27 protein-coding genes and 1 riboswitch are annotated in these 23,788 nt (G+C 34.6%); of the genes, 14 read left to right on the forward strand and 13 right to left on the reverse strand.

Annotation, left to right across the window (positions count from 1 at the left end; genetic code table 11):
* Positions 1-33: 33 nt before the first annotated feature.
* Positions 34-138: riboswitch (SAM riboswitch) on the reverse strand.
* 154 nt (positions 139-292) lie between these two features.
* Both MRBLBA3_RS13695 and proC read right to left on the reverse strand, forming a co-directional pair.
* Positions 293-1,126, reverse strand: coding sequence for an aldo/keto reductase (locus MRBLBA3_RS13695; RefSeq protein WP_328023977.1), 834 nt, complete (start codon positions 1,124-1,126; stop codon positions 293-295).
* Between the two features lies 1 nt (position 1,127).
* A complete protein-coding gene (proC, locus tag MRBLBA3_RS13700; RefSeq protein WP_328023975.1) occupies positions 1,128-1,931 on the reverse strand; it encodes a pyrroline-5-carboxylate reductase in 804 nt (267 codons plus the stop codon).
* Between the two features lie 187 nt (positions 1,932-2,118).
* On the opposite strand from proC, the gene pnuC reads away from it, so the two are divergent.
* Positions 2,119-2,769 (forward strand): nicotinamide riboside transporter PnuC, encoded by a 651-nt coding sequence (gene pnuC, locus MRBLBA3_RS13705; protein ID WP_363381720.1) that lies wholly within the window; start codon positions 2,119-2,121, stop codon positions 2,767-2,769.
* Between the two features lie 67 nt (positions 2,770-2,836).
* Here pnuC and MRBLBA3_RS13710 read toward each other — a convergent pair whose 3' ends face one another.
* The 3 genes from MRBLBA3_RS13710 to modA form a co-directional block, all read right to left on the reverse strand.
* Positions 2,837-3,688: a GRP family sugar transporter gene (locus MRBLBA3_RS13710; protein ID WP_363381722.1), complete on the reverse strand. Its 852-nt coding sequence runs from the start codon at positions 3,686-3,688 to the stop codon at positions 2,837-2,839.
* A 300-nt stretch (positions 3,689-3,988) separates the two neighbouring features.
* Positions 3,989-4,663: a molybdate ABC transporter permease subunit gene (gene modB, locus MRBLBA3_RS13715; RefSeq protein WP_002070208.1), complete on the reverse strand. Its 675-nt coding sequence runs from the start codon at positions 4,661-4,663 to the stop codon at positions 3,989-3,991.
* A gap of 5 nt (positions 4,664-4,668) precedes the next feature.
* The gene (gene modA / locus MRBLBA3_RS13720) at positions 4,669-5,475 is read right to left on the reverse strand and encodes a molybdate ABC transporter substrate-binding protein (RefSeq protein WP_044739086.1); all 807 of its coding nucleotides are present in this window, start codon (positions 5,473-5,475) and stop codon (positions 4,669-4,671) included.
* A gap of 133 nt (positions 5,476-5,608) precedes the next feature.
* Between modA and MRBLBA3_RS13725 the strand changes: the two genes are divergently transcribed.
* Positions 5,609-6,556 (forward strand): substrate-binding domain-containing protein, encoded by a 948-nt coding sequence (locus MRBLBA3_RS13725; protein ID WP_363381724.1) that lies wholly within the window; start codon positions 5,609-5,611, stop codon positions 6,554-6,556.
* Positions 6,557-6,621: 65 nt separating this feature from the next.
* Here MRBLBA3_RS13725 and MRBLBA3_RS13730 read toward each other — a convergent pair whose 3' ends face one another.
* Both MRBLBA3_RS13730 and MRBLBA3_RS13735 read right to left on the reverse strand, forming a co-directional pair.
* On the reverse strand, positions 6,622-6,723 hold the full coding sequence (locus MRBLBA3_RS13730) for a DUF3948 family protein (RefSeq protein ID WP_212088814.1): 102 nt from the start codon (positions 6,721-6,723) through the stop codon (positions 6,622-6,624).
* A gap of 255 nt (positions 6,724-6,978) precedes the next feature.
* A complete protein-coding gene (locus MRBLBA3_RS13735) occupies positions 6,979-7,845 on the reverse strand; it encodes a LysR family transcriptional regulator (RefSeq protein WP_000423047.1) in 867 nt (288 codons plus the stop codon).
* A 128-nt stretch (positions 7,846-7,973) separates the two neighbouring features.
* Between MRBLBA3_RS13735 and MRBLBA3_RS13740 the strand changes: the two genes are divergently transcribed.
* Both MRBLBA3_RS13740 and MRBLBA3_RS13745 read left to right on the forward strand, forming a co-directional pair.
* Positions 7,974-8,942 carry a DMT family transporter gene (locus tag MRBLBA3_RS13740; protein WP_001252501.1) on the forward strand — a complete coding sequence of 323 codons (969 nt, stop codon included), beginning with the start codon at positions 7,974-7,976 and terminating at the stop codon, positions 8,940-8,942.
* A 21-nt stretch (positions 8,943-8,963) separates the two neighbouring features.
* The gene (locus tag MRBLBA3_RS13745) at positions 8,964-9,104 is read left to right on the forward strand and encodes a YrzO family protein (protein WP_000894059.1); all 141 of its coding nucleotides are present in this window, start codon (positions 8,964-8,966) and stop codon (positions 9,102-9,104) included.
* Positions 9,105-9,164: 60 nt separating this feature from the next.
* Here MRBLBA3_RS13745 and MRBLBA3_RS13750 read toward each other — a convergent pair whose 3' ends face one another.
* A complete protein-coding gene (locus MRBLBA3_RS13750; protein WP_001061782.1) occupies positions 9,165-9,260 on the reverse strand; it encodes a DUF3948 family protein in 96 nt (31 codons plus the stop codon).
* Positions 9,261-9,596: 336 nt separating this feature from the next.
* Between MRBLBA3_RS13750 and MRBLBA3_RS13755 the strand changes: the two genes are divergently transcribed.
* Complete coding sequence (locus tag MRBLBA3_RS13755; RefSeq protein WP_000277793.1) at positions 9,597-10,202, forward strand: lysophospholipid acyltransferase family protein; 606 nt, start codon at positions 9,597-9,599, stop codon at positions 10,200-10,202.
* A 223-nt stretch (positions 10,203-10,425) separates the two neighbouring features.
* On the opposite strand, the gene MRBLBA3_RS13760 is transcribed toward MRBLBA3_RS13755, so the two are convergent.
* Positions 10,426-10,521, reverse strand: coding sequence for a DUF3948 family protein (locus MRBLBA3_RS13760; protein ID WP_001060010.1), 96 nt, complete (start codon positions 10,519-10,521; stop codon positions 10,426-10,428).
* A gap of 306 nt (positions 10,522-10,827) precedes the next feature.
* On the opposite strand from MRBLBA3_RS13760, the gene MRBLBA3_RS13765 reads away from it, so the two are divergent.
* From MRBLBA3_RS13765 to MRBLBA3_RS13790, 6 genes are all read left to right on the forward strand, one after another.
* Positions 10,828-11,805, forward strand: coding sequence for a LacI family DNA-binding transcriptional regulator (locus tag MRBLBA3_RS13765; protein WP_001273926.1), 978 nt, complete (start codon positions 10,828-10,830; stop codon positions 11,803-11,805).
* A gap of 160 nt (positions 11,806-11,965) precedes the next feature.
* Positions 11,966-12,295: a PH domain-containing protein gene (locus tag MRBLBA3_RS13770; protein ID WP_001292580.1), complete on the forward strand. Its 330-nt coding sequence runs from the start codon at positions 11,966-11,968 to the stop codon at positions 12,293-12,295.
* Between the two features lie 117 nt (positions 12,296-12,412).
* The gene (locus tag MRBLBA3_RS13775; RefSeq protein ID WP_000248057.1) at positions 12,413-13,249 is read left to right on the forward strand and encodes a YitT family protein; all 837 of its coding nucleotides are present in this window, start codon (positions 12,413-12,415) and stop codon (positions 13,247-13,249) included.
* 138 nt (positions 13,250-13,387) lie between these two features.
* Positions 13,388-13,744 (forward strand): YxeA family protein, encoded by a 357-nt coding sequence (locus MRBLBA3_RS13780; RefSeq protein WP_363381729.1) that lies wholly within the window; start codon positions 13,388-13,390, stop codon positions 13,742-13,744.
* Positions 13,745-14,490: 746 nt separating this feature from the next.
* Positions 14,491-15,324, forward strand: a complete 834-nt coding sequence (locus MRBLBA3_RS13785; protein ID WP_098775117.1) for a TatD family hydrolase — start codon at positions 14,491-14,493, stop codon at positions 15,322-15,324.
* Between the two features lie 181 nt (positions 15,325-15,505).
* On the forward strand, positions 15,506-17,011 hold the full coding sequence (locus MRBLBA3_RS13790; protein WP_363381731.1) for a DL-endopeptidase inhibitor IseA family protein: 1,506 nt from the start codon (positions 15,506-15,508) through the stop codon (positions 17,009-17,011).
* 35 nt (positions 17,012-17,046) lie between these two features.
* Here the strand turns inward: MRBLBA3_RS13790 and MRBLBA3_RS13795 are convergent, their stop codons facing one another.
* Positions 17,047-18,696 carry a polysaccharide deacetylase family protein gene (locus tag MRBLBA3_RS13795; protein WP_363381733.1) on the reverse strand — a complete coding sequence of 550 codons (1,650 nt, stop codon included), beginning with the start codon at positions 18,694-18,696 and terminating at the stop codon, positions 17,047-17,049.
* 247 nt (positions 18,697-18,943) lie between these two features.
* Here MRBLBA3_RS13795 and MRBLBA3_RS13800 point away from each other — a divergent pair, with 247 nt between their 5' ends.
* Entirely contained in the window at positions 18,944-19,477 is a 534-nt protein-coding gene (locus tag MRBLBA3_RS13800) for a transglycosylase SLT domain-containing protein (protein ID WP_090814360.1), read from the forward strand.
* Between the two features lie 11 nt (positions 19,478-19,488).
* Here MRBLBA3_RS13800 and MRBLBA3_RS13805 read toward each other — a convergent pair whose 3' ends face one another.
* Positions 19,489-20,397: a DUF4931 domain-containing protein gene (locus MRBLBA3_RS13805; RefSeq protein WP_002094762.1), complete on the reverse strand. Its 909-nt coding sequence runs from the start codon at positions 20,395-20,397 to the stop codon at positions 19,489-19,491.
* A 21-nt stretch (positions 20,398-20,418) separates the two neighbouring features.
* Positions 20,419-20,547: a hypothetical protein gene (locus MRBLBA3_RS13810; protein ID WP_002074188.1), complete on the reverse strand. Its 129-nt coding sequence runs from the start codon at positions 20,545-20,547 to the stop codon at positions 20,419-20,421.
* A gap of 420 nt (positions 20,548-20,967) precedes the next feature.
* Between MRBLBA3_RS13810 and MRBLBA3_RS13815 the strand changes: the two genes are divergently transcribed.
* On the forward strand, positions 20,968-21,102 hold the full coding sequence (locus MRBLBA3_RS13815; protein ID WP_079999070.1) for an RAxF-45 family protein: 135 nt from the start codon (positions 20,968-20,970) through the stop codon (positions 21,100-21,102).
* A gap of 124 nt (positions 21,103-21,226) precedes the next feature.
* Entirely contained in the window at positions 21,227-23,113 is a 1,887-nt protein-coding gene (gene abc-f, locus MRBLBA3_RS13820) for a ribosomal protection-like ABC-F family protein (RefSeq protein ID WP_212088824.1), read from the forward strand.
* Positions 23,114-23,488: 375 nt separating this feature from the next.
* On the opposite strand, the gene MRBLBA3_RS13825 is transcribed toward abc-f, so the two are convergent.
* Positions 23,489-23,686, reverse strand: coding sequence for a hypothetical protein (locus MRBLBA3_RS13825; RefSeq protein ID WP_000369245.1), 198 nt, complete (start codon positions 23,684-23,686; stop codon positions 23,489-23,491).
* Between the last annotated feature and the right edge of the window lie 102 nt (positions 23,687-23,788).

Raw genomic sequence — 23,788 nt, forward strand, 5'->3', positions numbered from 1 at the left:
AAGTTATGCACCCGTATATAAACGAAGTCCCTCATTCTATCTTTCAAGCACAAAGCTTGCAGGAAGTGGCACAGTATTCAAAATGAACCTGCTGCCGAGGTTTCAAAGGGCCAGTCCCTCCACCTCTCTTGATACAATGAGTAAACAAATGAAATTTATTAATTTTTGTGTTTCTTTGATAATTCAAAATCTTACACCTTAGATAATGAAGTGTCAATCAAATGGAATATAGTTTAAATTTTCAGTTTTATTAAAAATAAAAAAACCACTGCATATGGCAGTGGTTTCCCTATTAGAAGTTAAAGTTATCCGGATCTGGACCAACACGGTGATTTTCATTTAAAGCTTGAATTGCTTTCATATCATCCGAGCTTAATTCAAAATCAAAGATGTTCGCATTTTCAATGATGCGTTGTTCTTTAATTGATTTAGGAATCGTTACAACTTCATTTTGTAGATCCCAGCGTAGAATCACTTGTGCAGTCGACTTATTATATTTTGTAGCAATTTCTTGTAATGTTGGGTGATCTAGTAGTTGTCCTTGCATTAATGGTGACCAAGCTTCAAGCTGAATACCATGCTCTTTACAGAAAGCATGTAATTCTTCTTGTGCTAAACGTGGATGGTATTCCACTTGGTTGACCATTGGCTTAATTTCAGCAATTTCAAATACGTCTTGTAAGTGGTGAATGTGGAAATTACTCACACCAATTGCACGAACACGGCCGTCTTTATAAAGTTTTTCTAACGCTTTCCATGATTCAGTATATTTCCCTTTTACAGGCCAATGTACTAAATATAAATCTAAATATTCTAGACCTAATTTCTCTAATGTAGTTTCAAATGCTTGAAGTGTTGTTTCATACCCTTGATCGCTATTCCATACTTTTGATGTAATAAATAATTCTTCACGTGAAACACCTGCTTCACGGATCGCTTGTCCAACGCCTTCTTCGTTTTGATAAATTGCTGCAGTATCAATGCTGCGATAGCCATTTTTAATTGCTGCTTTTACAGATTCAATTACTTCTGAACCATCTTCTACTTTAAAAACACCTAAACCGAACCAAGGCATTTTTACACCGTTATGTAATGTTGTATAGTCTTTTAAACTTGTTAAATTCATATTATTTCCCCCTAGCTTTTTTGTTTGTTGCTTCTACTGCTTTTTGAATTGCCTCTGAAAAATTATATTCATATAAAGCTTTGAGACCCTCAGCTGTGGAACCACCTGGTGTTGTTACTTGTTCGCGGAGGTTAGCTGGATCTTGCGTTTGTTCAAGCATAGAAGCAGAGCCGGAAATCATTTGAATGACAAGGTGTTTTGCGGTTGCTTCATCGACTCCATAACTTTTTGTTGCTTCAATTAAGCTTTCAGCAAAGTAATAAAGGAAAGCTGGTGCACTTCCAGTAACTGCAGTAAGCTGATGAACTTCTTCCTCGGTGCAAAGTTGCGAAGTACCAATGCCTCTTAAAAGCAGTTGCAGGGTTTCTTGATGCATCTCGTTTACTGATCGTCCCATTGTATATAAGGAGATAGACTTTCCAATTTCAGCAGCTGTATTTGGCATAATCCAAGCAACAGGTGTTCCCCCGGGAAGTCTTTCTTCTAAATAAGATGGGCCAATGCCAGCAGCTACCGTTACGACAAGTTGATTCGATAGTAACGGAGATAACTCTGCTAATAATTCTTCATGTGCAGAAGGCGGCATTGCTAAAACAATCGTATCAACAGATGTAACATGCTGCTTCCAATCTGTTGCAGTAGACACATTATATCGCCCTTGTAATTGTTCTAGCTTTTCTGCGTTGCTTCGGTTAGAAACAATAATTTCTTCGATGTATTCTTTGCTTGTTTTAAGTAATCCGGAAAATATAGCTTCTGCCATACGACCAGCACCAATAAATAGAATTCGATGTTTAGTTAGCATATCCTTTATTCCTTTCTAGTGGAGATATGTTATAAAAAACGATACCATTTTTAAGAGAAATTTGTAAAAAGAAAAGACTTACCGTAGATGGAATGGATAACGAGAAGGAGGAAATTCATGGTAAAGGGAAGAGCTATTCCTTATACTGGTGATAGGGAATTTATTATACATCTGGGGAGAGATGATCATGGTCAGAAGTCCACTTTTTTTACTCATTTCTAGTATTATTTGCGTATTGGTTGGATTTTATATTCAATCGAGTTATATTGAAATTTTTGCATCGGTTATGGGGATTATTAATGTTTGGTTATTAGCGAGGGAAAGGGTATCTAACTTTTTGTTTGGCATGATTACGGTTGCGGTATTTCTGTATATTTTCATCACGCAAGGTTTATATGCAATGGCAGTATTGGCAGCCTTTCAATTTATATTTAATGTATATGGTTGGTATTATTGGATTGCACGTAGTGGGGAGGAAGAGGTAAAAGCAACAGTTCGTTTAGGTGTAAAAGGGTGGACTATTTATATAATCTTTATGTTAGTTGCTTGGATTGGTTGGGGCTATTATCAAATCCGTTATTTAGAATCAACTAGTCCATATTTAGACGCTTTAAATGCTGTACTAGGATTAGTAGCTCAATTTATGCTAAGTCGAAAAATTTTAGAAAACTGGTATTTATGGATTTTGTATAACGTGTTTAGCATTGTGATTTATATTTCCACAGGTTTATACGTCATGCTAATATTAGCTGTTATTAATCTCTTTATATGTGTAGCTGGTTTGCTAGAGTGGAAGAACAACTATAAAAAACAAGTGCATGTAAATAATTATATTTAGAAAACAATTGGAAGAGAAAAACCCCTGAAGCACATATACTTCAGGGGTTTATTAATAGAATATAAGCTTATGCTTTCGTCATACCAAGCAATACAGCGCCACCGATAATTAAAATACTACCTAGTGCAATAAAGATCAATTGACGTTTTGTTTTCTTTTCACCTAAGAATACAATCGCACCGAATGTTGAGATAACGATTCCAGTTTGAGATAATGGGAAGCTTGTTGCTACTCCGACACGTGGTAATGAAAGAAGTAAGAATAAGTTTCCAGTTCCCCATAGTAAACCGGATAAAGCATTACGCATTGCATATTTGTTAAATGGTTTATGTTTAGATGTCAGTACAACCGCACCAACAAACATACCAACTGCTTGTGGTAAAATAGCAGACCAACCATCGATATTATACCAACGAATAATAATTACATATACAAGGTAGCCGAAAGTAGAAACAATTAAAGTAAGAAGTCCTTTTTTCAATTGTCCTGGTGGCTGTGCATTTTCTTTGTCGTCTAGTGATGTGAATACAACACCAACTACGATTAATAGGATTGCAATCGTTCCCAGAACAATCGTTGTTGTAGTAGTCCACTCACGGAAAGCGATAACCCCAAAGATAGAAGTTGCAACAAGTTGCATACCAGTAGAAATAGTTACAGTAGTTGAAACACCTAATTTTTCAACTGTTTTTAATTGGTTTACTTGTCCTAAAGCCCAGAATAAACCTGAAATAAAACCAACAATTAAGACTGTCATTGTTAAAACTGGTTGAGTAAATACATACATAACTGTTGCGAAGAATAGAGCACCGATTGTCATACCTACCGTTTGGCTATATGCACCACCGCCCATTTTTACGCTTACTAATAAGATGTTTCCCCATGCGATTGCAGGAAGAAGCGCTAATAAAATGTCCATTACAAGACTCCCTTCGGTTTTCTATACCAATATAATTACATATCGTTCTAACGATCGGTAATGCCCCACTAATAGAGTAGAAGATTACCGATCGCTAAAACAGGATGAAGAACTTACGATATAAATGCGTTTTCATTTCTTCATTTTTTGAAACACCTCCATATAATAACAGGAAATTGCCTATTTTAGAAAGTGAATTCAAATAAAATGTCTATTTTAATAAGAGGTAAAATTCAGTTATTTCCCGACGGTATATTTTATTTCCTGAGAAATAAAGAAGCAGCTTCGGAAAAAGCTGCTTTAAGAGTTAGTAATTCTTTTATTAATAAGCTGAATACATAGCAGAAATAGGAGTGACATACTAATAGTGATAACTACAAGTGTCCAGGCGAGTTGCATATTACTTGCATCAATCGCCATATAAATTGCAGTTGGGATAGTCTGTGTTTTACCAGGAATGTTCCCAGCAAACATGAGTGTAGCACCAAACTCACCGAGCGCACGAACAAAGCTCAAAATCATTCCGCTTAGTAAGGCAGGAAATGCAAGTGGGAGTGTAACGTGCAGGAAAACTTGATATTCACTCGCACCAAGGTCACGAGCACTTTCTTCTATTTGTACATTCGCAATAGAAAATCCTGTTTTTGCTGATTGGTACATGAGTGGAAATGCAACGACTGTAGAAGCAATGATAGCAGCAGTGGATGTAAACATAATAGACTGCTGAAATAATGATTCTATCCACATTCCAATGGGACTATTATTTCCAAAAATGATAATGAGAAAAAAGCCGATTACAGTTGGCGGAAGTACCATTGGTAATAAGAAAATAGTTTCTAGTATTACTTTATATCTCCATGAGGAGCGTGCTAGCGCTCGCCCGATAATCGTCCCTAAAATTGTAACGATAATGGTGGCGCATGCAGCTACTCGTAAAGATAGAAAGATTGGTGACAAAATAGCATCAAAGCTCATGGCAATTATGATAGGACTGTAAATCCATATTTTTTAAAGATAGATTGTGCATCTTTTGACTGCAAATACTCATAAAATGAAGTCGCCTCTTTCTTGTGCTTAGATTCTTTTATAACACCTAAAGGATAGTGAATTGGCTCATGAGAGGTAGCTGCTGCTGTCTCACCAATCTTTACTTTGTCTGAAATAAGAGCATCCGTTTTGTATACGATACCAGCATCGACATTGCCTGTTTCTACATATGTTAACACTTGGCGAACGTCTTTTGTAAATACGACTTTATTTTGAATGTCATTCCAAAGATTTTCATGTGTGAGAGAAGCCTTTGCGTATTTTCCCGCAGGTACGGATTCAGGTGTACCAAGTGCAATTTTCTTGATTTTTTCATCTTTTAAATCTTGGAATTTTGTAAGAGAACTATCTTTTGGAACAACTAGAACGAGTTCATTCCCAAGAAGATTTTTCCCTTCTTTTTCATCAATGAATCCTTTTTTAACAAGAGTTTGGAATTTATCTTCTGCTGCTGAGAAGAATAAATCAGCAGGCGCACCTTGTTCAATTTGTTGTTGAAGTGCACCAGAAGCACCGAAGTTAAAAGAAAGTTTAATATTAGGTTCTTTTTCTTTATATTTTGTTTCAATTTCTTTTAGTGCATCTTGTAAGCTTGCAGCAGCGGATATAGTAAGTTCTACTGTTTTTCCTTCTTTAGCAGTTGATTTCTCTTTCTTTTCTCCGCTTGTACATGCAGCACTAAATATAAGAAGAAAAGAAAGTATAAGTGCCCCAATGGATCGTAATGTAAATTTGTTCATAAAAAATTCCCCTTTCGTTTTGACACATTTAATTATAACTAAATATAACTAAATATAACTAGTTATAATTGAATATAATTTGAACATATAGCTATTTTGAAAAAATAGGAGAAATATTCTTTTCTTTGTTACAATGAAAGAAGAAAGTGAGGAATCGTCTATGGATCATCATTCCTACACAACGGAAGAAGTAGCAAAGCGATTAAAAGTATCAAAACTAACTGTATACGACTTAATTAAAAAAGGAGAACTGCCTTCTTATAGAGTTGGTAGACAGATGCGCATTGATGCAGCGGATTTAGAACAATATATAAAGCAAATGAAAACTGGTAAGGTGCAAGTTGTTCCTGTAAAGAACGATGGTAATAGTACCTCAAATACATGTATTATTAGCGGGCAAGAACTAACGTTAGATATGTTGGCAAAACATATAGAAAATCGTATGCCAAATTCTAATATATTAAGAGCGTATCAAGGTAGTTTAACGAGTTTAGTGAAGCTGTACCAAGGAGAAGGAAGTGTCGTTAGCCTGCATTTGTTTGATGGGGAAACGGGTACGTATAATGTTCCTTACGTAAAACGTATTTTAGTCGGACAACCATGTATTATGATTAATTTATTATCAAGGAATGTTGGGTTTTATGTGCAAAAAGGGAATCCAAAAAATATAAAAACATGGGCTGATTTATCTCAGTCATCTATACGATTTATAAATCGAGAAAAGGGTTCTGGTATTAGGGTATTAGTGGATGAGCGATTACGAATTCAAAAAATAAATAAAGAAGATATTAGCGGGTATGAATGGGAAGAATCGAATCACCTTGGTGTTGCCTCGCAAGTTGCGAATGGAAAAGCTGATGTTGGAGTAGGGTCAGAAAAGTTTTCGCAAATTGTAAATGTAGACTTTATTCCAATAATGAAAGAACAGTATGATTTAGTAATTTTGAAGAATAAAGAAAATGAAGAGCTTATTGAGTTTATGAAAGACATTCTGCAATCGGAAGAATTTCATAATGAGTTAAAAGCGATTGGCGGATACGATATTACGAAAACAGGCCAAATTATATATGAAACGAACTAAAAAGCTGCTTGTCTATAAGACAAGCAGCTTTTTCTATATATAAAGGGGTTGGGGGAAACAAAGTGTTAAATAAGACTTTGAGCAAGTGCGTAAATGAATGCAGTAAGAAGAGCTGCTCCACTTGCAAGTCCGATAAAGTCTGATTTGTTGAAGGTAATGTTGTTCATCATAATCTCTCCTTATTTGTTTAATGTAGTTGAAACTGCTTTAGCATCGACAAGTGCGGATAGCACCATGCCCATTGTATTTAAAAATTTGTTTGATTTCATTTTGTTCATCATGCGTATCCGCTCCTTTTCGAATTGTTGTTGCCCTGCTTTATGTCTTAATTATAGGAAATATGGTCGCCTGCAACTATCGAATTAGCTTACGGAAGACTTACACTTTTGTAAGAAAAAAAGACATTCGTGTAAGAATGTCCTTCAAAGCATATTGATATGATGATGCTCTTCAATTGTTTTTAAAAAGCTACGCATTGAATTCGTCATATAGCTATCTTTACGGCGTATGAAAACCGTTGAAATACTACCATATTTTTCAGGGATTGCATGACAATGTACCTTACCAGCTTTAGAAAGATGGTGGACAGCAGACTGTGGTACGAGTGTAATTCCAAGGCCAAGTGCAACACTGTTTAGTATTGTTTCTAATATATTAAATTCCATAATTCTTTTTGGTAGCAAACCTTCATCTTTAAGCCATCGTTCTAATTTTGAACGGTATCCACATCCTTGATTAAAAACGAGTAGGGGCGTCGTAGTGAATTCTTCTATATGAAAAGCTTTATTTTGTGTAACAAGCATTAATTTTTCGGTACTAACATCGTATTGTTCAATTAATGGATGTTTAATAGGACCTGATATGAATGCACCATCTAATTGGTGATCGATTACTTTTCTAATAAGTTCTTCTGTTAGACCAGCTTGTAATGATAAATCGACATTCGGATAGCTCTTATAGTAAGAAGACAAAATGGTAGGCAATGTGCTTACTGTTTCGACTGTACCAATTTTTAATATACCAGATGGTGTTTCGCTATCTAAAAACACTTGTTTTAGCTCTTCAACATCTTGCAAAATTTTATGAACATAAACGAGCATTTTTCTTCCTTCAGCCGTTAAAGTCATGCCTCGTTTATGACGGTAAAAGAGCGGTGTTTTTAGCTCGTTTTCTAATTGTTTAATACGTGCGGTTACATTTGATTGTACGTAATTTAATTCCTTTGCTGCGCCACTTACACTACCTTGGTCGGCAACGCTCTGGAAGATTTGTAAGTCTCTTAATTCCATAGTACGATCCTCCTTGATGTTAACTATCATTATAAGTGATAGTTAACATCATTTTGAATCATTTTACGTGATATATTTTTTCTTTTACAATTCTCTTTGTGCAAATAGAAAGAAGCGGGGGGATTATGGTGAGAAGAGGTCAAATGATAATAGGGGCTTTAGCGTGTTTAATTGCAAGTATGTCATGGGGAGCGATGTTTCCGGTTGCTGATCATGCGTTAGAATACATAGATCCATTTTATTTTTCACTTATTCGCTACGGAGCGGTGGCGATCGTATTGATTGTATTGTTGCTAATGAAAGAAGGTAAGAAGGCATTTCGCTTAGAGGGAAGAGGAAAGTTACTCGTCTTTTTTGGAACAATGGCGTTTACCGTATATAATGTATTAATTTTTCTAGGACAAATGTTAATGGGGAAATCAGGTGTAATGGTAGCTTCTATTATGGAGGCACTGATGCCGATGATTTCAATTTGTATTTTATGGGGATATAAAAATATAAAGCCGAAGAAGTATATGATAACGAGCATGATTATCGCGTTTGTAGGGGCTATATTTGTTATTACGAAAGGTGATATGAGTTTCTTTTTAACATTGAAAGATAACATGTTTTCGCTAGCATTTATATTTGTTGGTGTTGTAGGATGGGTAATTTATACGATGGGTGGTCAAACGTGTAGCGATTGGTCAACATTACGCTATTCTACTTTGACGTGTGTATTGGGTACAACTGTCACAGGGATTATAACTGTAGTCATTACAGTGCTTGGATATGTATCTGTTCCAAGTATGGAAACGATTTCTATTGTGAAGTATGATTTGTTATTTATGATGACATTACCAGGTATCGTAGCACTACTTGCTTGGAACTACGGTGTGAAAATCTTATCATCCATTAATGGTATTTTATTTATTAACTTTGTGCCAATTACTACTTTAGTTATTATGATGATGCAAGGGTATAAAATAACAACATTTGATATTGTAGGAACATTATTTGTTATTGCAGCGCTTATTCGTAATAATGTTTGTCAGAGAAAAGAAGAAAATGCAAATAAACAAATGTTGCAAGAAAAGCAATTGCGCCAAGCTGTTTAATAGGCAACTGGAGGATTTTATATGTTAGAAAGTTTATTGTTTTTCTTTGCTGCTGGAGTTGCCTGCGAGCTTGCGGCAATTAATCGAAACGGTCGTAAGAATATAAAACAACAAGCTGAATTGATACAGCTTTTAAGAGAATTGAAGGAAAGAAAAAATTAAAAAGACGACCGGGCATAGACGGTCGTCTTTTTCTATATAAAGGGGAAGGGGGACACAAAGTTATACAAGCGTTGCGGCATAAATAAAAGCAGTAAGAAGAAGAGAGCCGCTAGCTAGTCCTAAAAAATCTAATTTGTTAAAAGTCAGGTTATTCATTATAAATTCTCCTTACTTGTTTAATGTAGAAGCAACAGTTTTTGCATCGATAAGAGCGGATAATACCATGCTCATTGTATGTAAGAAATTGTTTGATTTCATTTTGTTCATCATATAGATCCGCTCCTTTTCGAATGGTTGTTGTTACTTTCTGACTTAATTGTATAAGATAGTGGAGGGGGTCACTATCGAATTAGCTTACAATAAACTTACACTTTTGTAAGAATTGAAATTTAACAATAAATACTTATTTTTATTACCAACTCCTAAAACTTAGTGTTATAATCATTGTAAGAAAATGATTATACTTCGGATATTCAGAAAGGAACGAAACAAATGTATAAACCAATTACATTTTCGTTGAAATATATATTTAAAATGGCTGGGAAGGTAGAAGTGCAAGGGAGAGAGAAATTACCGGAAGATGGCCCTTACGTTGTTGCGTGTACACATACAAGTTTTATGGATGTTTTAATGTTAGCGGCAGGAATGTACCCAACCCAAATTCATTACATGGCAAAAAAGGAATTGTTTGAAGGGAAATTTAAAAATTGGTTTTTTAAAAATGTAAATGCATTCCCTGTAGACCGTGCGAATCCAGGGCCAAGCACATTGAAAATTCCATCTCGTTTATTAAAAGAGGGAAAAGTAGTAGGTATTTTCCCGAGTGGAACGAGATCATCAGAAGATGTTTCATTAAAAGCTGGGGCTGTTACGATTGCAATGCGTTCTAACGTTCCGTTAATACCAGCAGCTTATGTTGGTCCATCAAGTGTAAAAGAATTGATAAAAGGAAAAAAAGCGCAATTAGTTTTTGGAGACCCAATTCAAATTGATGCTGAAGAACAAATAGATCGAAAAACGGCTATGAAAATGATGACAGATCAATTAAATGAAAAGTTTGAAGAACTAAAGGAAGCTCTTCAATCAAATCAAAAGTAAGAAAAGACGACCGAGCATAGACGGTCGTCTTTTCTATTACTATTTATATAAAGTGAAACTTTAATCAGTGGGGGTTTTGTTCATCCCCACTGATTATTAGCCCTCACCAATCGGGCTTTTACAGGCAGTTGATCTCCCGCCTAACTTCCTCGCATTCGCCGAATTCTGAGGTGGGAGTCTTACTGCCCGTTAAAGCGGGATAAAGGGGAAAGGGGACACAAAGTTACACAAGCGTAGCAGCGTAAATGAAAGCAGTAAGAAGAACCGAGCCGCTAGCAAGTCCTAAAAAATCTAATTTGTTAAAAGTGATGTTGTTCATAATATATTCTCCTTACTTGTTTAATGTAGAAGCAACAGCTTTTGCATCGATAAGAGCAGATAATACCATGCCCATTGTGTTTAAGAAATTGTTTGATTTCATTTTGTTCATCATATTAGATCCGCTCCTTTTCGAATGGTTGTTGCTCTGTTTCTGACTTAATTGTATGAAATATAGCGGAGAGTCACTATCGAATTAGCTTACAGGAAAATTACACTTTTGTAAGAAAAACGAATGAAGGTGTCATGATGAGAAGATTTGACATATGTTCATGTGATTTATTAAGTTAAAAGTAGAGGTGAGTGTATGGCTAATATTAAAGATATTGCAAAGATGGCTGGGGTTTCAGTTACGACTGTTTCGAGGGTATTAAATGATCATCCATATGTAAGTGAAGAAAAAAGGAAAGTTGTTTTAGAAATAGTTGAGAAATTGAATTACTCACAAAATGCAAATGCTGTTCATTTATCAAAAGGGAAGACGAATATTGTTGGTGTGATTTTACCTTATATTAATCATCCGTGTTTTGATGCAATGGTGGGTGGAATGATGGACGTTGCGTTAGCTCATAATTACAGGGTGCTTCTTTGTCAAACGAATTACAATAAAAAAGAAGAAATGAAAAGTTTACATATGTTGAAAACAAAGCAACTAGATGGTTTGATCATTTGTTCTCGTGCGAATGAGTGGGAAATTATAGAGCCTTATGCAGCGTATGGGGCGGTTATTGCTTGTGAGGATAATGATATTGAAAGTATATCGAGTGTATATACAGATCACTTTAATGCCTTTCAATTAGGGATGAGTTACCTTATTGAAAAAGGTTATAAGAAGATTGGATATTGTACGGGAAGAAAGTTAGGACCAAGTAGTAAGAAACGTTTTGATGCGTATAAACAACAGCTACAATTAATAGATGAAGAAGTGATGGAAGATTGGATTTTCACAGAATGCTTTACATTAGAAGATGGTGTAAGAGTTGCGCATCAATTTAAGGAGATGGAGAATCCGCCAGAAGCGTTAATAGTGGCAGGAGATGAGGTCGCTATTGGGATCATGACAGAAGTTAATAAACTAGGTATTAAAGTTCCGGAGGATTTAGCGATTATTGGTTTTGATAATCAACCGATTTCTCAAGTTTTACAACTGACAACTATTGACCAAAATTTAAAGGGAATAGGTAAGACGGCTTTTGAAATGTTTTACAGGCAAGTAAGTGATGAGGGTTCTAAACAAGAAAAGATGGAAATTCCGTATAAACTTGTGGAACGCTCTACAGTTTAGCGATAATCCGTTATGTGTATAATCACATAACGGATTATTTTTTGAAATGTCTTTGACAGGAAACGCATTTCATACTTTATAAAAGAGTTACACCGGTCTGTAATAATCCATGGATTCTTTTCAAGTGTTAAAGCAATGAATAGAATTTGGAGGGATATGTATGAGTGAACTTTTATTAAGTATGAAAAGGTATGTAGAGGATGATGAACAAATTTTAGCATTTGTGATAGGGATATTTGAGAAAGATGATTTTACCTTATCATATCGGCATGGGATTTTCGTTGCTACTACTAGACGTCTCCTCTTTTATGGAGAAATTCCGTACTATCCATCAACATTTGAAGTGTATTCGTATTTGCATATAGATGACATAAATTTTCATCCGCAATTAGTGTTTACTTGTAATCAGGAAACGGTAACAGCTAAGTATATTCAGAAAGGTAATGTGGAGCGATTTGTCCGTACAGTTAGAGCGAATATGAATAATTAATCACCCCTTTGTTTAAACATAATATTTTGGTCTTTGTGAGGAAAAATGCGGAATAAAAACAACTTCTAAACCTCTAGGAGATAGTGATACAATGTCAAATGGGGGGAGGTATGAACTATGGTTAATCAACGTATAAAAGAGATAACATTAATTACAATTGGTTCATTGTTATTCGCAATCGGTATTAATTATTTTGCAATTCCAAACCGTTTATCAGAAGGTGGCATTATTGGTGTAACGGTTGTTACGTATTATTTATTTGGTTGGTCGCCAGGGATTGTCAATTTTGCTATAAATGCAATTTTACTGGCTGTTGGTTATAAATTTTTTGATAAGAAAACGATGGTTTATACAATTTTAGGGATTGTAGAAACATCCTTGTTTTTATATGTTACGGAACATATTGAGTATCATGTAAATAGTGATACGTTATTAGCGGCTCTATTCGCTGGCTTATTTGTAGGTATCGGATTAGGGTGTATGTTCAAAGCTGGAGGTACATCAGGAGGATCGGCAATTTTAGCGCAGTTAGCAAATCAATACTTAGGTTGGAGTGTTGGTAAAGGCGTACTTATTATTGATATCATTGTAATTGCCGGTTCTGTATTTATAATAGGGCAAGAAAAGGCAATGTATACACTCGTTGCTGTATTTATCGGAGCGAAAGTAATTGATTTCATTGTAGAAGGAATGGATACAAAAACAGCTGTTACAATCATTTCAAATCAACCGGATTTAATACGTGAAACTATTACGAAAAACATGACGCGCGGTGTCACTGTATTAGAGGGGCGCGGCGGATATACTGGTAAAAATAAAGAAGTATTATATATTGTTATTAATAAACAAGAGCTTGTTAAGTTAAAGCAAGTTATTAGCCGAGTAGATGAAGATGCTTTCGTTGTTATTCATGATGTACGTGATGTACTTGGTGGTGGCTTTAAAGCGAGCTAAAAGGTGAACGAGTAAATTCGTTCGCCTTTTTTAATTCTTACAAAAATGTAAGTGTAATGTAATGAGATTCAATAGTAGATTTTATTCCTTCTTTTTAAAATGGATGTATATATATCCTGCAGAGGAGGAATGTTTAGTATGAAGAAAAAAATGATCACTACTATAATAGCGATGATAGTGATAGTAGTAATGTTACTGCCTACGAAATTTGGACCAGTTATAGATAAATATAATCCACTTTATAAGACGAAAGAATATTATACGGTTGTGAATACAATTGGTCAGCATATTGGTGATGAATGGTATGAATATGAATTTATTGCATTTGACGAACGTGGAAAAGAACAAAAAATAAAGAAGACCGTTAAGCATATGTTAAAGAGAGATGAAGCATTAAAAGTGTACGCAAAAGGACGCTACGGCGAGACGATTGAAGAAATTGAAGCTGTAAATATTCCTATTAATGCGAAGAGTAAACTTTTAACGACGAGATAGCGGATTATACCCCTACCTATTTTTTGTCGAAAATAAAAATACTGGGTAGGGGTATTTTGAAGCGCATGAAAAAGCCTTAGTCCATATGGACTAAGGCTCTTTTTATTATATAAAGGGGAAGGGGGTAAATTGTAGTAGCATGAGTGAAAGGTATAAGAAGAGTCGGCTACTAGCAATGTAATTTGGTTATGTGAGTGTTCTTCTTATTTGGCTTACTTTCTAACTTTATTGTACGAAATATAGGTAAGGGAAACTATCGAATTACATTACACATAGCTTACAAACATGTAAGCCTTCTGTAATGTAATTCGATGGTTAATAGATAGTGAATTTCATATAGTGTAACTAGAAAGTCTCACTGTATTACTTTCTGTTTGTAATGTTAATGAAGAATAAAAAACCAACTAATTTTGAATAGCCCTCATCTCTATTTAGATGAGGCTCTTTTTTAAACCTTACAACATTGTAAGGTTTACGTAAGTTAATTCGATAGTAATTTTGTCATATTTTTTGCATAATAGATACAAATAGATAAAAAATAATTAGGGATATAGTAAGAAGGGAGAAAACTGGGATGCGTAAAGAAGAAGTAGTGAAGTTTCCAATTAAAGATTTCTGTAGCTACTTTACTGTTGCCATAGTATGTATTGGATTATTTGATATAATAACAAATTTAATTGTTAACTAATATAGATGATAAAACAAGAAGGGAGACCCTTTCTTGTTTTTTTTATGGGGGCATAAAGATGAAATGGATTGATAGCCATATACATGTTGATCAATATGAGAATGAAGAGAAAAGTAGATTACTTATAGATGTGGAAAACAGTAAAGAGATACAAGGGCTTATTGCAGTATCTATGAATTATCAATCATGCCTAGAAACTTTATCTTTAGCAAAGCGATATCCTTTTGTACATCCAGCAATAGGTTTTCATCCGGAGCAACCGATTCATAAAGAGGAATGTGAGCAAATTTATAAATTAATTGAAGATCATGTAGAGAAAATCGTTGCGATTGGTGAAGTGGGCTTGCCATATTATTTAAGGAAAGAAGATGAAAATATTGCTATCGATCCATACATAGCGGTGTTAAAAAAATTTGTGGAACTAGCTAGTAAATACGATTTACCAATTATATTGCATGCGGTTTATGAAGATGCTGACACTGTATGTGATTTTCTTGAAGAATATAAAGTTTCACGTGCACACTTCCACTGGTTTAAAGGGAGTGAAGAGACAATGAAACGGATGATGAGGAACGGTTATTATATTTCTATCACACCGGATGTTTTACATAAGGAGAAAATTAGAAAAATCGTTTCGTATTATCCGCTTGAATATATGATGGTAGAAACAGATGGCCCATGGGAATTTCAAGAGGGTGTTATGACGCATCCGACAATGATTCGAGAGGTATTAAAGGAAATTAGTGTTATAAAAAACATATCTGTTGATGAGGTTACAGAAACAATATACGAAAATACAATTCAATTTTACCCCGCATTAACGGGCAGTAAGACCCCCACCTCAAAGTTCAGTGAAAGTAGAGAAGTTAGGCGGGGGTCGGGCTGTCCGTAAAAGCTCGATTGGTGAGGGCTAATAAATCAATGGGGGATGAACAAAACCCTTACTGATTAAAGTTTCACTTTATTTGAAAGGATAGGAGAGTCACTCTTATCCTTTTTGTTATGGATATTTTTTCTAATATTTTCTATAATTTATCATGTGTTTAATTTGATGAAGGAAGTAGGGGGAGAAAATGGGGGAAGCATATAAAAAGATAGCTATTACGATTATGACCGGAGCGCTTTCGCTTGCGATGTTTGGGTGCGAATCAGAAAAAAAGGCGACAAATACAAACGTAGCACAAGAAAATAAGGAAGAACAAGTGGATCCAATAGTTGAAAAACAGATGAAAGAAAATGAGAAAAATGGGAATGCAGTTGGAAATAGTTCTAACAAAGGAAAAATGGCAGAGAGTAATGGATGGATTTACTATGCGGTAAGTGGTGATAAAAATACAGGAGGCATTTATCGTACGAAGGATCAATTTCAAACATCAGAACTTGTAGTAAAAGGTGTGAATGCTTCTTACATAAATATAAAAAATAAATCTTTATATTTTATTCATACAGATGAAGATAGAAATGCGGGACTATCTTCTTTAATGAAGTATGATATATCTTCTAAAAAGCTGGATACGTTAAAAGCAGATACAAATTATGTTTATATAAAAGACCAAATGTTATTTTACCAGAAAAAGTATTCTGAACATGGTGGTTTTGATATTGTAGGGATTGTAAAAATGGATTTGAAAACAGGGCAAGAAGAGGAAGCTACATTTAAAAACTCTGGCTGGTCTCGAACGATAGACGATAGTATTCTACATTGGAATAAAAATCGTGGAACACAAGTGACAAAAGACAATCAAACTTGGTCAAAAGAAAGTTATGCAACAATATCTAGTGCGACTTATAATAATGAAAAATTATATGCCGTTGTTGATTTTTCGTTACCTTTTGAAGTAAATCAAGCTGAGCATGGTATATATGAGATAGACACTCAACAAAATAATGAAAAGTTATTGGTAAAGGACGCCTTGCAGATGAATGTGAAAGGTGATACTTTTTATTACTTGAAAAATGATGGAGTGTATAAGAAGAAAATTAATGGTGGAAATGAAAAGGTAATTTATAATAAAGCAATAGAGCCAACTAAATCCTATTTATATTTTGTAGCAGGAGATATGTATCTCTATACAGATAATGGAACTATTTTGAATCTAGATACAAAGAAATCAAATGAAGTACAAGATAAGAAGCTAGCAGATGACGCTATGTTACAGAAAGTATGGAATGCACAGAAGGAACTTACCAATATTCAAATGGCCGCACTAACAGGAAACCCAAAACGAGTAGAGGATTTTTCATACGGGGAATTAGTGAATCCTATTTATAATACGAAGGATACTTTAGAGATTACGCTATCTACGTACTTCTCAAAATCATTTATAGCAGAGTATATGAAGAGTAAGTATATTAAAGAGTTAAATGGAAAAATGCACTATGTTATTGGAGATCCAGGGTCAAGAGCAGGAACTAAATTTACAAAAATTATTTCTGCCGAGTTAAAGGATGGAAAAATAAAAGCGCAGGTAGAAACGTATAATGACTATGATAATGTAACGGAAAAGGTAGAAGTTGAATTTATTTATGAAAATAATCAATGGGTTATTAATAACATGCCACGTTTTGGTTTAAGTTAAAAAAACCACCAAGCATTTTGCTTGGTGGTTTTATATTAGGATTCTAATTTTTTCGCACGTCTTAATAATAAAAGAAAGACAATTATAATGAACCCAATTATAAGGAAGAACCCATATTGTTTTATATAATCAATTATGTCATTCGCACTTGTTGGTTTTTCAACGTGAATGCCGTCTTTATTAGTAGTAATATAAATATCTTTCATTTTTACTTCATTCGTTTCTTTTTGTAAATCAATCCACTCTATGTTTGGAATGCTTTCCAGTTCTTTTAATACTTCTTTTAATGGTGTAACACCTAAGTAAGGGTGATAAAATGCACCGATAATTCCATCGGATAATTTTTCGATAGATACAGCACGTTCTTTCATTTTTGCTATAGCTTGTGGTTTATCTTCTTCAATAAAGCCAACAGTTTCAGGAATTAATTTCATCCCATGTAAAAATGACGGTGTACTTATATAAGCCGGTGAGTGCATTGATTTCCAAGTTGTATCGTTTAGTTGTAGTTGTCCTACATAAGTTGAAAAATATTGTGATAGTATTTCATATCCTTTTTGAGACATTGTATAGTGCGGAGCCTCAAAGGCAACTGGATATAATTTCGCTTCTACAAGCTCTGTAATCCCTTTTTCAATATGATCTTTCGTATATTTTTCTTCGAAGGCTTTTCCGTTTTCTACGTATTTATTATAGTCTTCTGTAGACTGAAAATCTTCTTTTGTCTTGGGTTTTTCATGGTTTGGTTGGCGAATTGGTTGATCTGTTTTTACATCCCAAAACTCAAAACCTTCGCCAGTTTCACTATCATAAAACTGATGGGTGTAACCATGCATAACGATAGAACCGCCGTTATCTTGCATAAAGCGTAAAACATCGACTAATTCAGAGTTATCCTTTAAATGTACTGTTTTTCCTGTGTCGGGATCTTTGTAAACAGGGATAACAGTAATCATATAAGGAAGGTTTTTCTCTTTTAGTAATTCAGCAATTTCTTTTAATTGCTTTACATTTACAGCTGGATGAACGTCTTCAAGACGTAAATAAGCTGAAGTTTTATTTGTCATCGGCTTTTGTTCAAAGTAAGAAAATAGCATTTCACCGACGTAATGAGACATCCAATCGAAAAGGTTTGGAGTTGCAACGTAATATGATGTTCCTTGGTGAACGATTAACGGATGGTTTCCATCGGCACTCAAGGCATAAGCAAGAGTTGTTCCTTTTGCTTCAATTTTCTTCATTAAGCGTTCTTCTTGTAATTCATTTTTTAATTTGTGTGTCGGATATTCTATAGTATGAGTTCGTATATCAGTTTCATCTGAGGTAATGAACGAAAAACGATTAGATAATTGCTCAACATTTTGACCTAAAACTAATACTGGACCTGAGAAGCTTTCCAGAAATTGTTTTACTTCAGTAGAAAGATCTTCTTTTTTCTCTCCTATATAAACGATATGTGTATAAGAAGATGAGTTAGTAATTTCATTTATCTCTTTTAAACTTTTTACTGTTATATCTTTTGTAAAGTGCCCTAACTGAGTATTAAGGATTTGTACATTGTTTGTAACTGTATTATTTTCTGTACTATATAAAATAAGTACCTTTGGTTTTGATGATGTTTGTGCGGATGTGTGTACAGGTATGAGTAGTAAAATGCTGAACAAGAGTATTAGGCATTTTTTCATTTTGTGTGCTCCTATTCTATATGTAGAATTCAATTTACAATTATATACAATAAATAAGTTATAGTCCATGTAAGTTACATTTTTGCACGTATTTACCAACTGTTTTTTCACAAAATCGGTCTAAAGCATGATGATAATATGTATAGTAATTTGCTATGATGGAAGAGTAAGAGAACGATAGAATGTAGGTAATTGTAAAGGGAAAGCTGAAAGGGGACAAATTTCAGCGGAGAAAGAGGTAGAGGTAGTGAAGAAATTCTTTGTAGGATTTTTAGTTGTTCTTGGAGTGTATTTATATTTCCAAGAGAAGTCTGAAGGAATGGATAAACTAATAAATGAGACAAGCTATGTTAATTCAGAGGAAGCAAAACAGATGAAACAAATTATTATAGAGGAAGCAAAGAAAGTAAACCTTCCAGAATGGATACCTCTTACAATTGCCGAACATGAAAGTAGGTTAAATCCAAGAAGTGTTGGAGATAACGGAACTTCATTCGGATTGTTTCAATTGCACCGCGGTGGTGGGCTTGCACCGGATAATTTAACTGATGAAGAGTTGAAAGATCCGCGTACAAATGCGCAAATTGCAATGCCGCACTTACTGAAAGGATATAAGCGTGGGGTGCAAAAGGGTTTGACTGATTTTGCATTACTGAAATATATAGCAAATACATCAGGATGGCCAGGGAATCTAGGGCCAGAGTGGACGGATAACAATATGAAGTATAACGTTGGATTAGAAGATGTATATTATCGGAATAAAGGCGTAATAAAAGAGTAGGTTTTCGACACCTACTCTATTTTTTTATGAATAATTTTGTCTTCTTGTTTCATGAAATACTGCGCTAGTTGTATTTTCACCTCTTCTAGTTTTGTAGAAACTTGTGGTATTTTATATCCTACATACAATGGTGAAACGACAAACCTAGGAACAACTTTACAAATGATTTTTCCATTTAGATGATAGAAGAATAAGTTATAACTACTACATCCTTTATGGAAATCTGTCAGTATGTAACGTACAGTTTGCTGAATATAATTTGCCATTTCATCTATAAATGCAATATCTTCAATGACTATGTTAAATTCAGTAAAGCCAATAATAGGACGCTCGGAAATATTGAGTTCAATACGTTCGTTTTTTTGTACAATTACTCCTTGGAAATTTTCCTTTTCTACGTTTTCGAGATAGTCTACATATTTCATTCCGATAATTTGCATGTGTGCATGGTGCAAACTGCCACCTGAAAACGGACCATGATTTTTATATAAAATCACAGATGCAAATTCCTCGTTATTCTGTAAGTTTAACCAATGGTGAATAGAGAAACGAATTAGTTTTCTCATATGTTCTTCTGTATATGTTCCGATATGATCTTCACAATTATCTGTTTCGATTAGCACTGTTTGAAAGGTATCTTTTAATGTAGGGAATTTATTTTTTAACCAAATAATAGAGCCCTCAGCTGCTAAAATATCCGTTAAATTTTCTCTGTCACAAAAAGGACATGCAGCGCTTCTGTTCCGAATGCTTTCTGGTTTTTGTTTACCGATATCGTTTAAAAAATATAGTTGTTGTGTATCCATTTGTATATATGCCCCTTTAAAATATGTGTAAAAATCCCGCTTAATACATTCGGGAAAAGGAGGAGGAAATCCTTTAAAGGGAATAGGGAAAAATAAAAGACAAGATATCCTCATTACAATAGGGTACCTTGTCTTTTATTTTTTCTTCAATAGTGTGTATGGATAATATAGAGCATTTGCATTTTGTTTCTTTTTTCTATTTTTTATTGTGTATAAGGCAATTGCCGTACTTGCGATTACAATAATGGCTTTCTTCATATTCATATACCCCTTTTTATTGTTGGTTTAATTCTTGGCTAACTGCTTTTGCGTCGACTAAAGCGTGTAAAATCATTTTCACCATGTTCATCATATTCCTTCACTCCTTTTTATAGTTCGTTTAGTTCTTTTACAACTGCTTGTCCGTTCACTAATACCTCAAAGATTGCTTTTACGATTTCTTTCATCATGATTGTTTTCCTCCTTGTTTTTGTCTCTCTTGTTTGTACCTTTATTGTATAGGGAGGCATCTTTTCGTACTATCGCTTTCCATTACGTGAACATAACAGTTTTGTAAGATTTGATGTCACTTATTGAAATGTTTAGTCTATCTTCATTATTTTCAGAAAAATGACTATTCAAACATGAAATGGGAAAGTATAATAAAGAAGTAGTATTAAATTCCGTACGAAAGGGGTGAATGAGATGAAACGTTCTTTAGCTGCACGTGCCAAATTTTTAGATTATATCTATTTTTGTCGTGCGATTTTTCATGATGTAGTTGTTAACGGGATACGTATGCCCTTTTTTAACAATTGCATAGTAGCTATTGAACGATAGAAGTCTCTTCATCCATTTTTGATAAACGTGTGAAAAGGGAGCTATTTGGCTTCCTTTTTCTATGCCAAAAACCATGGGGAATGTTTCTTTCCCATGGTTTTTTATATTGAGAGGAGTACGGAAAATGACAATTTGTAGTGTAAATAATGTAACGAAATCTTTTGGTGGAAACATCGTATTTGAAAATATATCGCTTGAAATAAAGAATGGTGAACGTATTGGATTAGTTGGTCGTAACGGTAGTGGGAAGACAACTATCTTTCAGCTTCTAACAGGAATGGAGAGTTTGGATGCGGGAGCCATTCATATGAAGAAAGGTACATGCATCGGTCATGTAGCACAAATTCCAAAATTCAATAATGAAATGAATGTATATGATGTATTAAGCTCCGCTTTTAAAAAGGAAAAAGAGTTGGAGATAGAAATGCATGCTTTAGAAAAAAATATGGCGGAAGAACAGGAAGCATCTGCTTTACAAAAATTGATGGAGAGATACGGAGTAATTCAAGAAAGGTACGCGTTTCTCGGTGGCTATGAAATAGAAGCGAATATTATGAAGGTAGCAAATGGTCTACAGGTGACGGAACTGTTTCCACGATCATTTATGGAGTTAAGTGGTGGAGAACAAACAAAAGTAAGTCTTGCGTACATGCTATTGCAGAAACCGGATTTACTTCTATTAGATGAACCAACCAATCATCTAGATTTATTTGCCGTAGAGTGGTTAGAGCAATTTCTAAAAGAATATACAGGAACAGTTATGGTCATTTCGCATGATCGCTATTTCCTTGATGAAGTTGTAACGAAAATTTTTGATTTAGAAGATGGAGAAATTCACGTATATCATACGAACTATTCCCAGTTTGTTGAGGAAAAGGAAGAACGGTTGCTTCAAGAATTTCAAGCGTATCAAGAACAGCAAAAGAAAATAAAGAAAATGAAAGAAGCAATTAAGCGTCTACGTGAATGGGCAAATCAGGCGAATCCGCCGAATGAAGGATTGCACAAGAGAGCGAGAAATATGGAACGTGCATTAGAGCGTATAGAGAAACTAAAGAGACCCGTTTTGGATAGAAAACAGATGGGACTTCAGTTTGAAGGGCAAGAGAGAAGCGGGAAAGATGTTGTTGTAATGAAAGAAGTGAGTAAAGGATTTGCCGACAGACCTTTATTCGAGAAGGCAAATTTGCATATTCGTTTTCAGGAGCGCGCAGCTATCGTTGGACGTAATGGTACAGGAAAGACTACGTTATTAAAATTACTATTAGAAGAAATGAAGCAAGATGCTGGAGAAATTCGGATTGGTAGTAGTGTGAAAATCGGTTATTTATCGCAACATGCGTATGGGAATATGAAGAACAATGTATTGGAAGCTTTCAGAGATTGTGTGGCTGTAACAGAGGGAGAGGCAAGACATATATTAGCTCGCTTTTTATTTTATGGTCCAGCTGTTTTTAAGAAAGTAACGCAACTGAGCGGCGGAGAAAAAATGAGGTTAAGGCTCGCGCAACTTATGTATCAAGATGTTAACTTTCTTATTTTAGATGAGCCGACGAATCATCTTGATATTGAATCAAGGGAAGTTTTAGAGGAAGCCCTTGAACAATATAATGGGACGATTTTAGCTGTTTCACATGATCGTTATTTCTTAAATAAATTGTTTGAAAAGACATATTGGATTGATGAACACAAATTATTTGAGTTTGCAGGAAACTATGCATGGGCTCGTCAAAAGTGGGAAGAAAGAATTGAGAAACAAGTAGCAAAACAGAAGCAGCAACAGCAAGGGAATAAAGTGTTGAAAGTAATGCCTATAAAAAAGAAGGAGTCTAGGAATTTAGAGGAAGTTGAAAACGAGTTAATGCATATAGAAGAAGATATATATGCACTCGAATGTAAAATGGAACATGTGGTTGATGTTGAAATGCTTGAACAATTGTATGAAGAAAAAACGAAAAAAGAGTTTTTGCGAGCGGAGTTATATAATGAGTTAGAGAATATTGTGGAGTAAAAAGTAGAAAGCTAATTCCTTTCAGTTTTGCTGAAGGGATTAGCTTTCCTTTTTATCCTGCTGCCCGTAAACGCCCGATTGGTGGGGGATGAACAAAACCCCCACTGATTAAAGTTTAACTTTATAATAATATTTTACGTAAGAGATAAATAAAAAATGTGTTTCACGTGAAACAGTAATTTTGATAAATTTATGTTACGCAATTTTCATCCAGCAAAAATTCCATATCGAAATTGAAGAACTGGTAAAGAGAAAAATAAATGTTATCAAAAGCTTTTTCAATAATAGTAATTACAGAAGTGTAGGCTAATTATTTCCCGAGACATAAGTATGCGTGACAGAGACTCATGGTTGAAAGTAAAAAAAGAAGCAGAGTTACAGCCTTACGCGCTGAACTCTGCTTTCTTTTTTTGGAGTATCTTCCCTTGTTGAAATTATAACAGCGATCCCGAGCATAATAAAAAAAGCTAAAAAGAGGACGAACTTTGGGAAGAACGGGAATAGTAATAGTGCCCCGACTATCATAATTGTTAATAATATATAGTGCAGGACATATTGGAATAGGTTGTCCATGTTTTCGCCCCCTTTTTGGTAGTTGGTTGTTATTATTCTATGTGGGGCTATTAGGTAATAGAAGGTGTTTTTTGTTTTTTTGAGAGAAAACAATTAGTAAGG

The sequence above is a fragment of the Bacillus sp. LBA3-1-1.1 genome (genome assembly GCF_040676495.1).
GTDB classification, from domain to species: domain Bacteria; phylum Bacillota; class Bacilli; order Bacillales; family Bacillaceae_G; genus Bacillus_A; species Bacillus_A nitratireducens.

Coding starts and splice junctions, on each gene's coding strand:
- MRBLBA3_RS13735 (WP_000423047.1), bottom strand. CDS start 7,845: ATGGAATTAAGAGACTTACAAATCTTCCAGAGCGTTGCCGACCAAGGT.
- MRBLBA3_RS13790 (WP_363381731.1), top strand. CDS start 15,506: ATGGGGGAAGCATATAAAAAGATAGCTATTACGATTATGACCGGAGCG.
- MRBLBA3_RS13730 (WP_212088814.1), bottom strand. CDS start 6,723: ATGAACAACATTACCTTCAACAAATCAGACTTTATCGGACTTGCAAGT.
- proC (WP_328023975.1), bottom strand. CDS start 1,931: ATGCTAACTAAACATCGAATTCTATTTATTGGTGCTGGTCGTATGGCA.
- MRBLBA3_RS13695 (WP_328023977.1), bottom strand. CDS start 1,126: ATGAATTTAACAAGTTTAAAAGACTATACAACATTACATAACGGTGTA.
- pnuC (WP_363381720.1), top strand. CDS start 2,119: ATGGTCAGAAGTCCACTTTTTTTACTCATTTCTAGTATTATTTGCGTA.
- MRBLBA3_RS13780 (WP_363381729.1), top strand. CDS start 13,388: ATGAAGAAAAAAATGATCACTACTATAATAGCGATGATAGTGATAGTA.
- MRBLBA3_RS13745 (WP_000894059.1), top strand. CDS start 8,964: ATGTTAGAAAGTTTATTGTTTTTCTTTGCTGCTGGAGTTGCCTGCGAG.
- MRBLBA3_RS13805 (WP_002094762.1), bottom strand. CDS start 20,397: ATGAGGATATCTTGTCTTTTATTTTTCCCTATTCCCTTTAAAGGATTT.
- MRBLBA3_RS13710 (WP_363381722.1), bottom strand. CDS start 3,688: ATGGACATTTTATTAGCGCTTCTTCCTGCAATCGCATGGGGAAACATC.
- MRBLBA3_RS13785 (WP_098775117.1), top strand. CDS start 14,491: ATGAAATGGATTGATAGCCATATACATGTTGATCAATATGAGAATGAA.
- MRBLBA3_RS13815 (WP_079999070.1), top strand. CDS start 20,968: ATGAAACGTTCTTTAGCTGCACGTGCCAAATTTTTAGATTATATCTAT.
- MRBLBA3_RS13760 (WP_001060010.1), bottom strand. CDS start 10,521: ATGAACAACATCACTTTTAACAAATTAGATTTTTTAGGACTTGCTAGC.
- MRBLBA3_RS13795 (WP_363381733.1), bottom strand. CDS start 18,696: ATGAAAAAATGCCTAATACTCTTGTTCAGCATTTTACTACTCATACCT.
- MRBLBA3_RS13755 (WP_000277793.1), top strand. CDS start 9,597: ATGTATAAACCAATTACATTTTCGTTGAAATATATATTTAAAATGGCT.
- modA (WP_044739086.1), bottom strand. CDS start 5,475: ATGAACAAATTTACATTACGATCCATTGGGGCACTTATACTTTCTTTT.
- MRBLBA3_RS13765 (WP_001273926.1), top strand. CDS start 10,828: ATGGCTAATATTAAAGATATTGCAAAGATGGCTGGGGTTTCAGTTACG.
- MRBLBA3_RS13810 (WP_002074188.1), bottom strand. CDS start 20,547: ATGAATATGAAGAAAGCCATTATTGTAATCGCAAGTACGGCAATTGCC.
- modB (WP_002070208.1), bottom strand. CDS start 4,663: ATGAGCTTTGATGCTATTTTGTCACCAATCTTTCTATCTTTACGAGTA.
- MRBLBA3_RS13825 (WP_000369245.1), bottom strand. CDS start 23,686: ATGGACAACCTATTCCAATATGTCCTGCACTATATATTATTAACAATT.
- MRBLBA3_RS13770 (WP_001292580.1), top strand. CDS start 11,966: ATGAGTGAACTTTTATTAAGTATGAAAAGGTATGTAGAGGATGATGAA.
- abc-f (WP_212088824.1), top strand. CDS start 21,227: ATGACAATTTGTAGTGTAAATAATGTAACGAAATCTTTTGGTGGAAAC.
- MRBLBA3_RS13725 (WP_363381724.1), top strand. CDS start 5,609: ATGAAAGAAGAAAGTGAGGAATCGTCTATGGATCATCATTCCTACACA.
- MRBLBA3_RS13750 (WP_001061782.1), bottom strand. CDS start 9,260: ATGAATAACCTGACTTTTAACAAATTAGATTTTTTAGGACTAGCTAGC.
- MRBLBA3_RS13775 (WP_000248057.1), top strand. CDS start 12,413: ATGGTTAATCAACGTATAAAAGAGATAACATTAATTACAATTGGTTCA.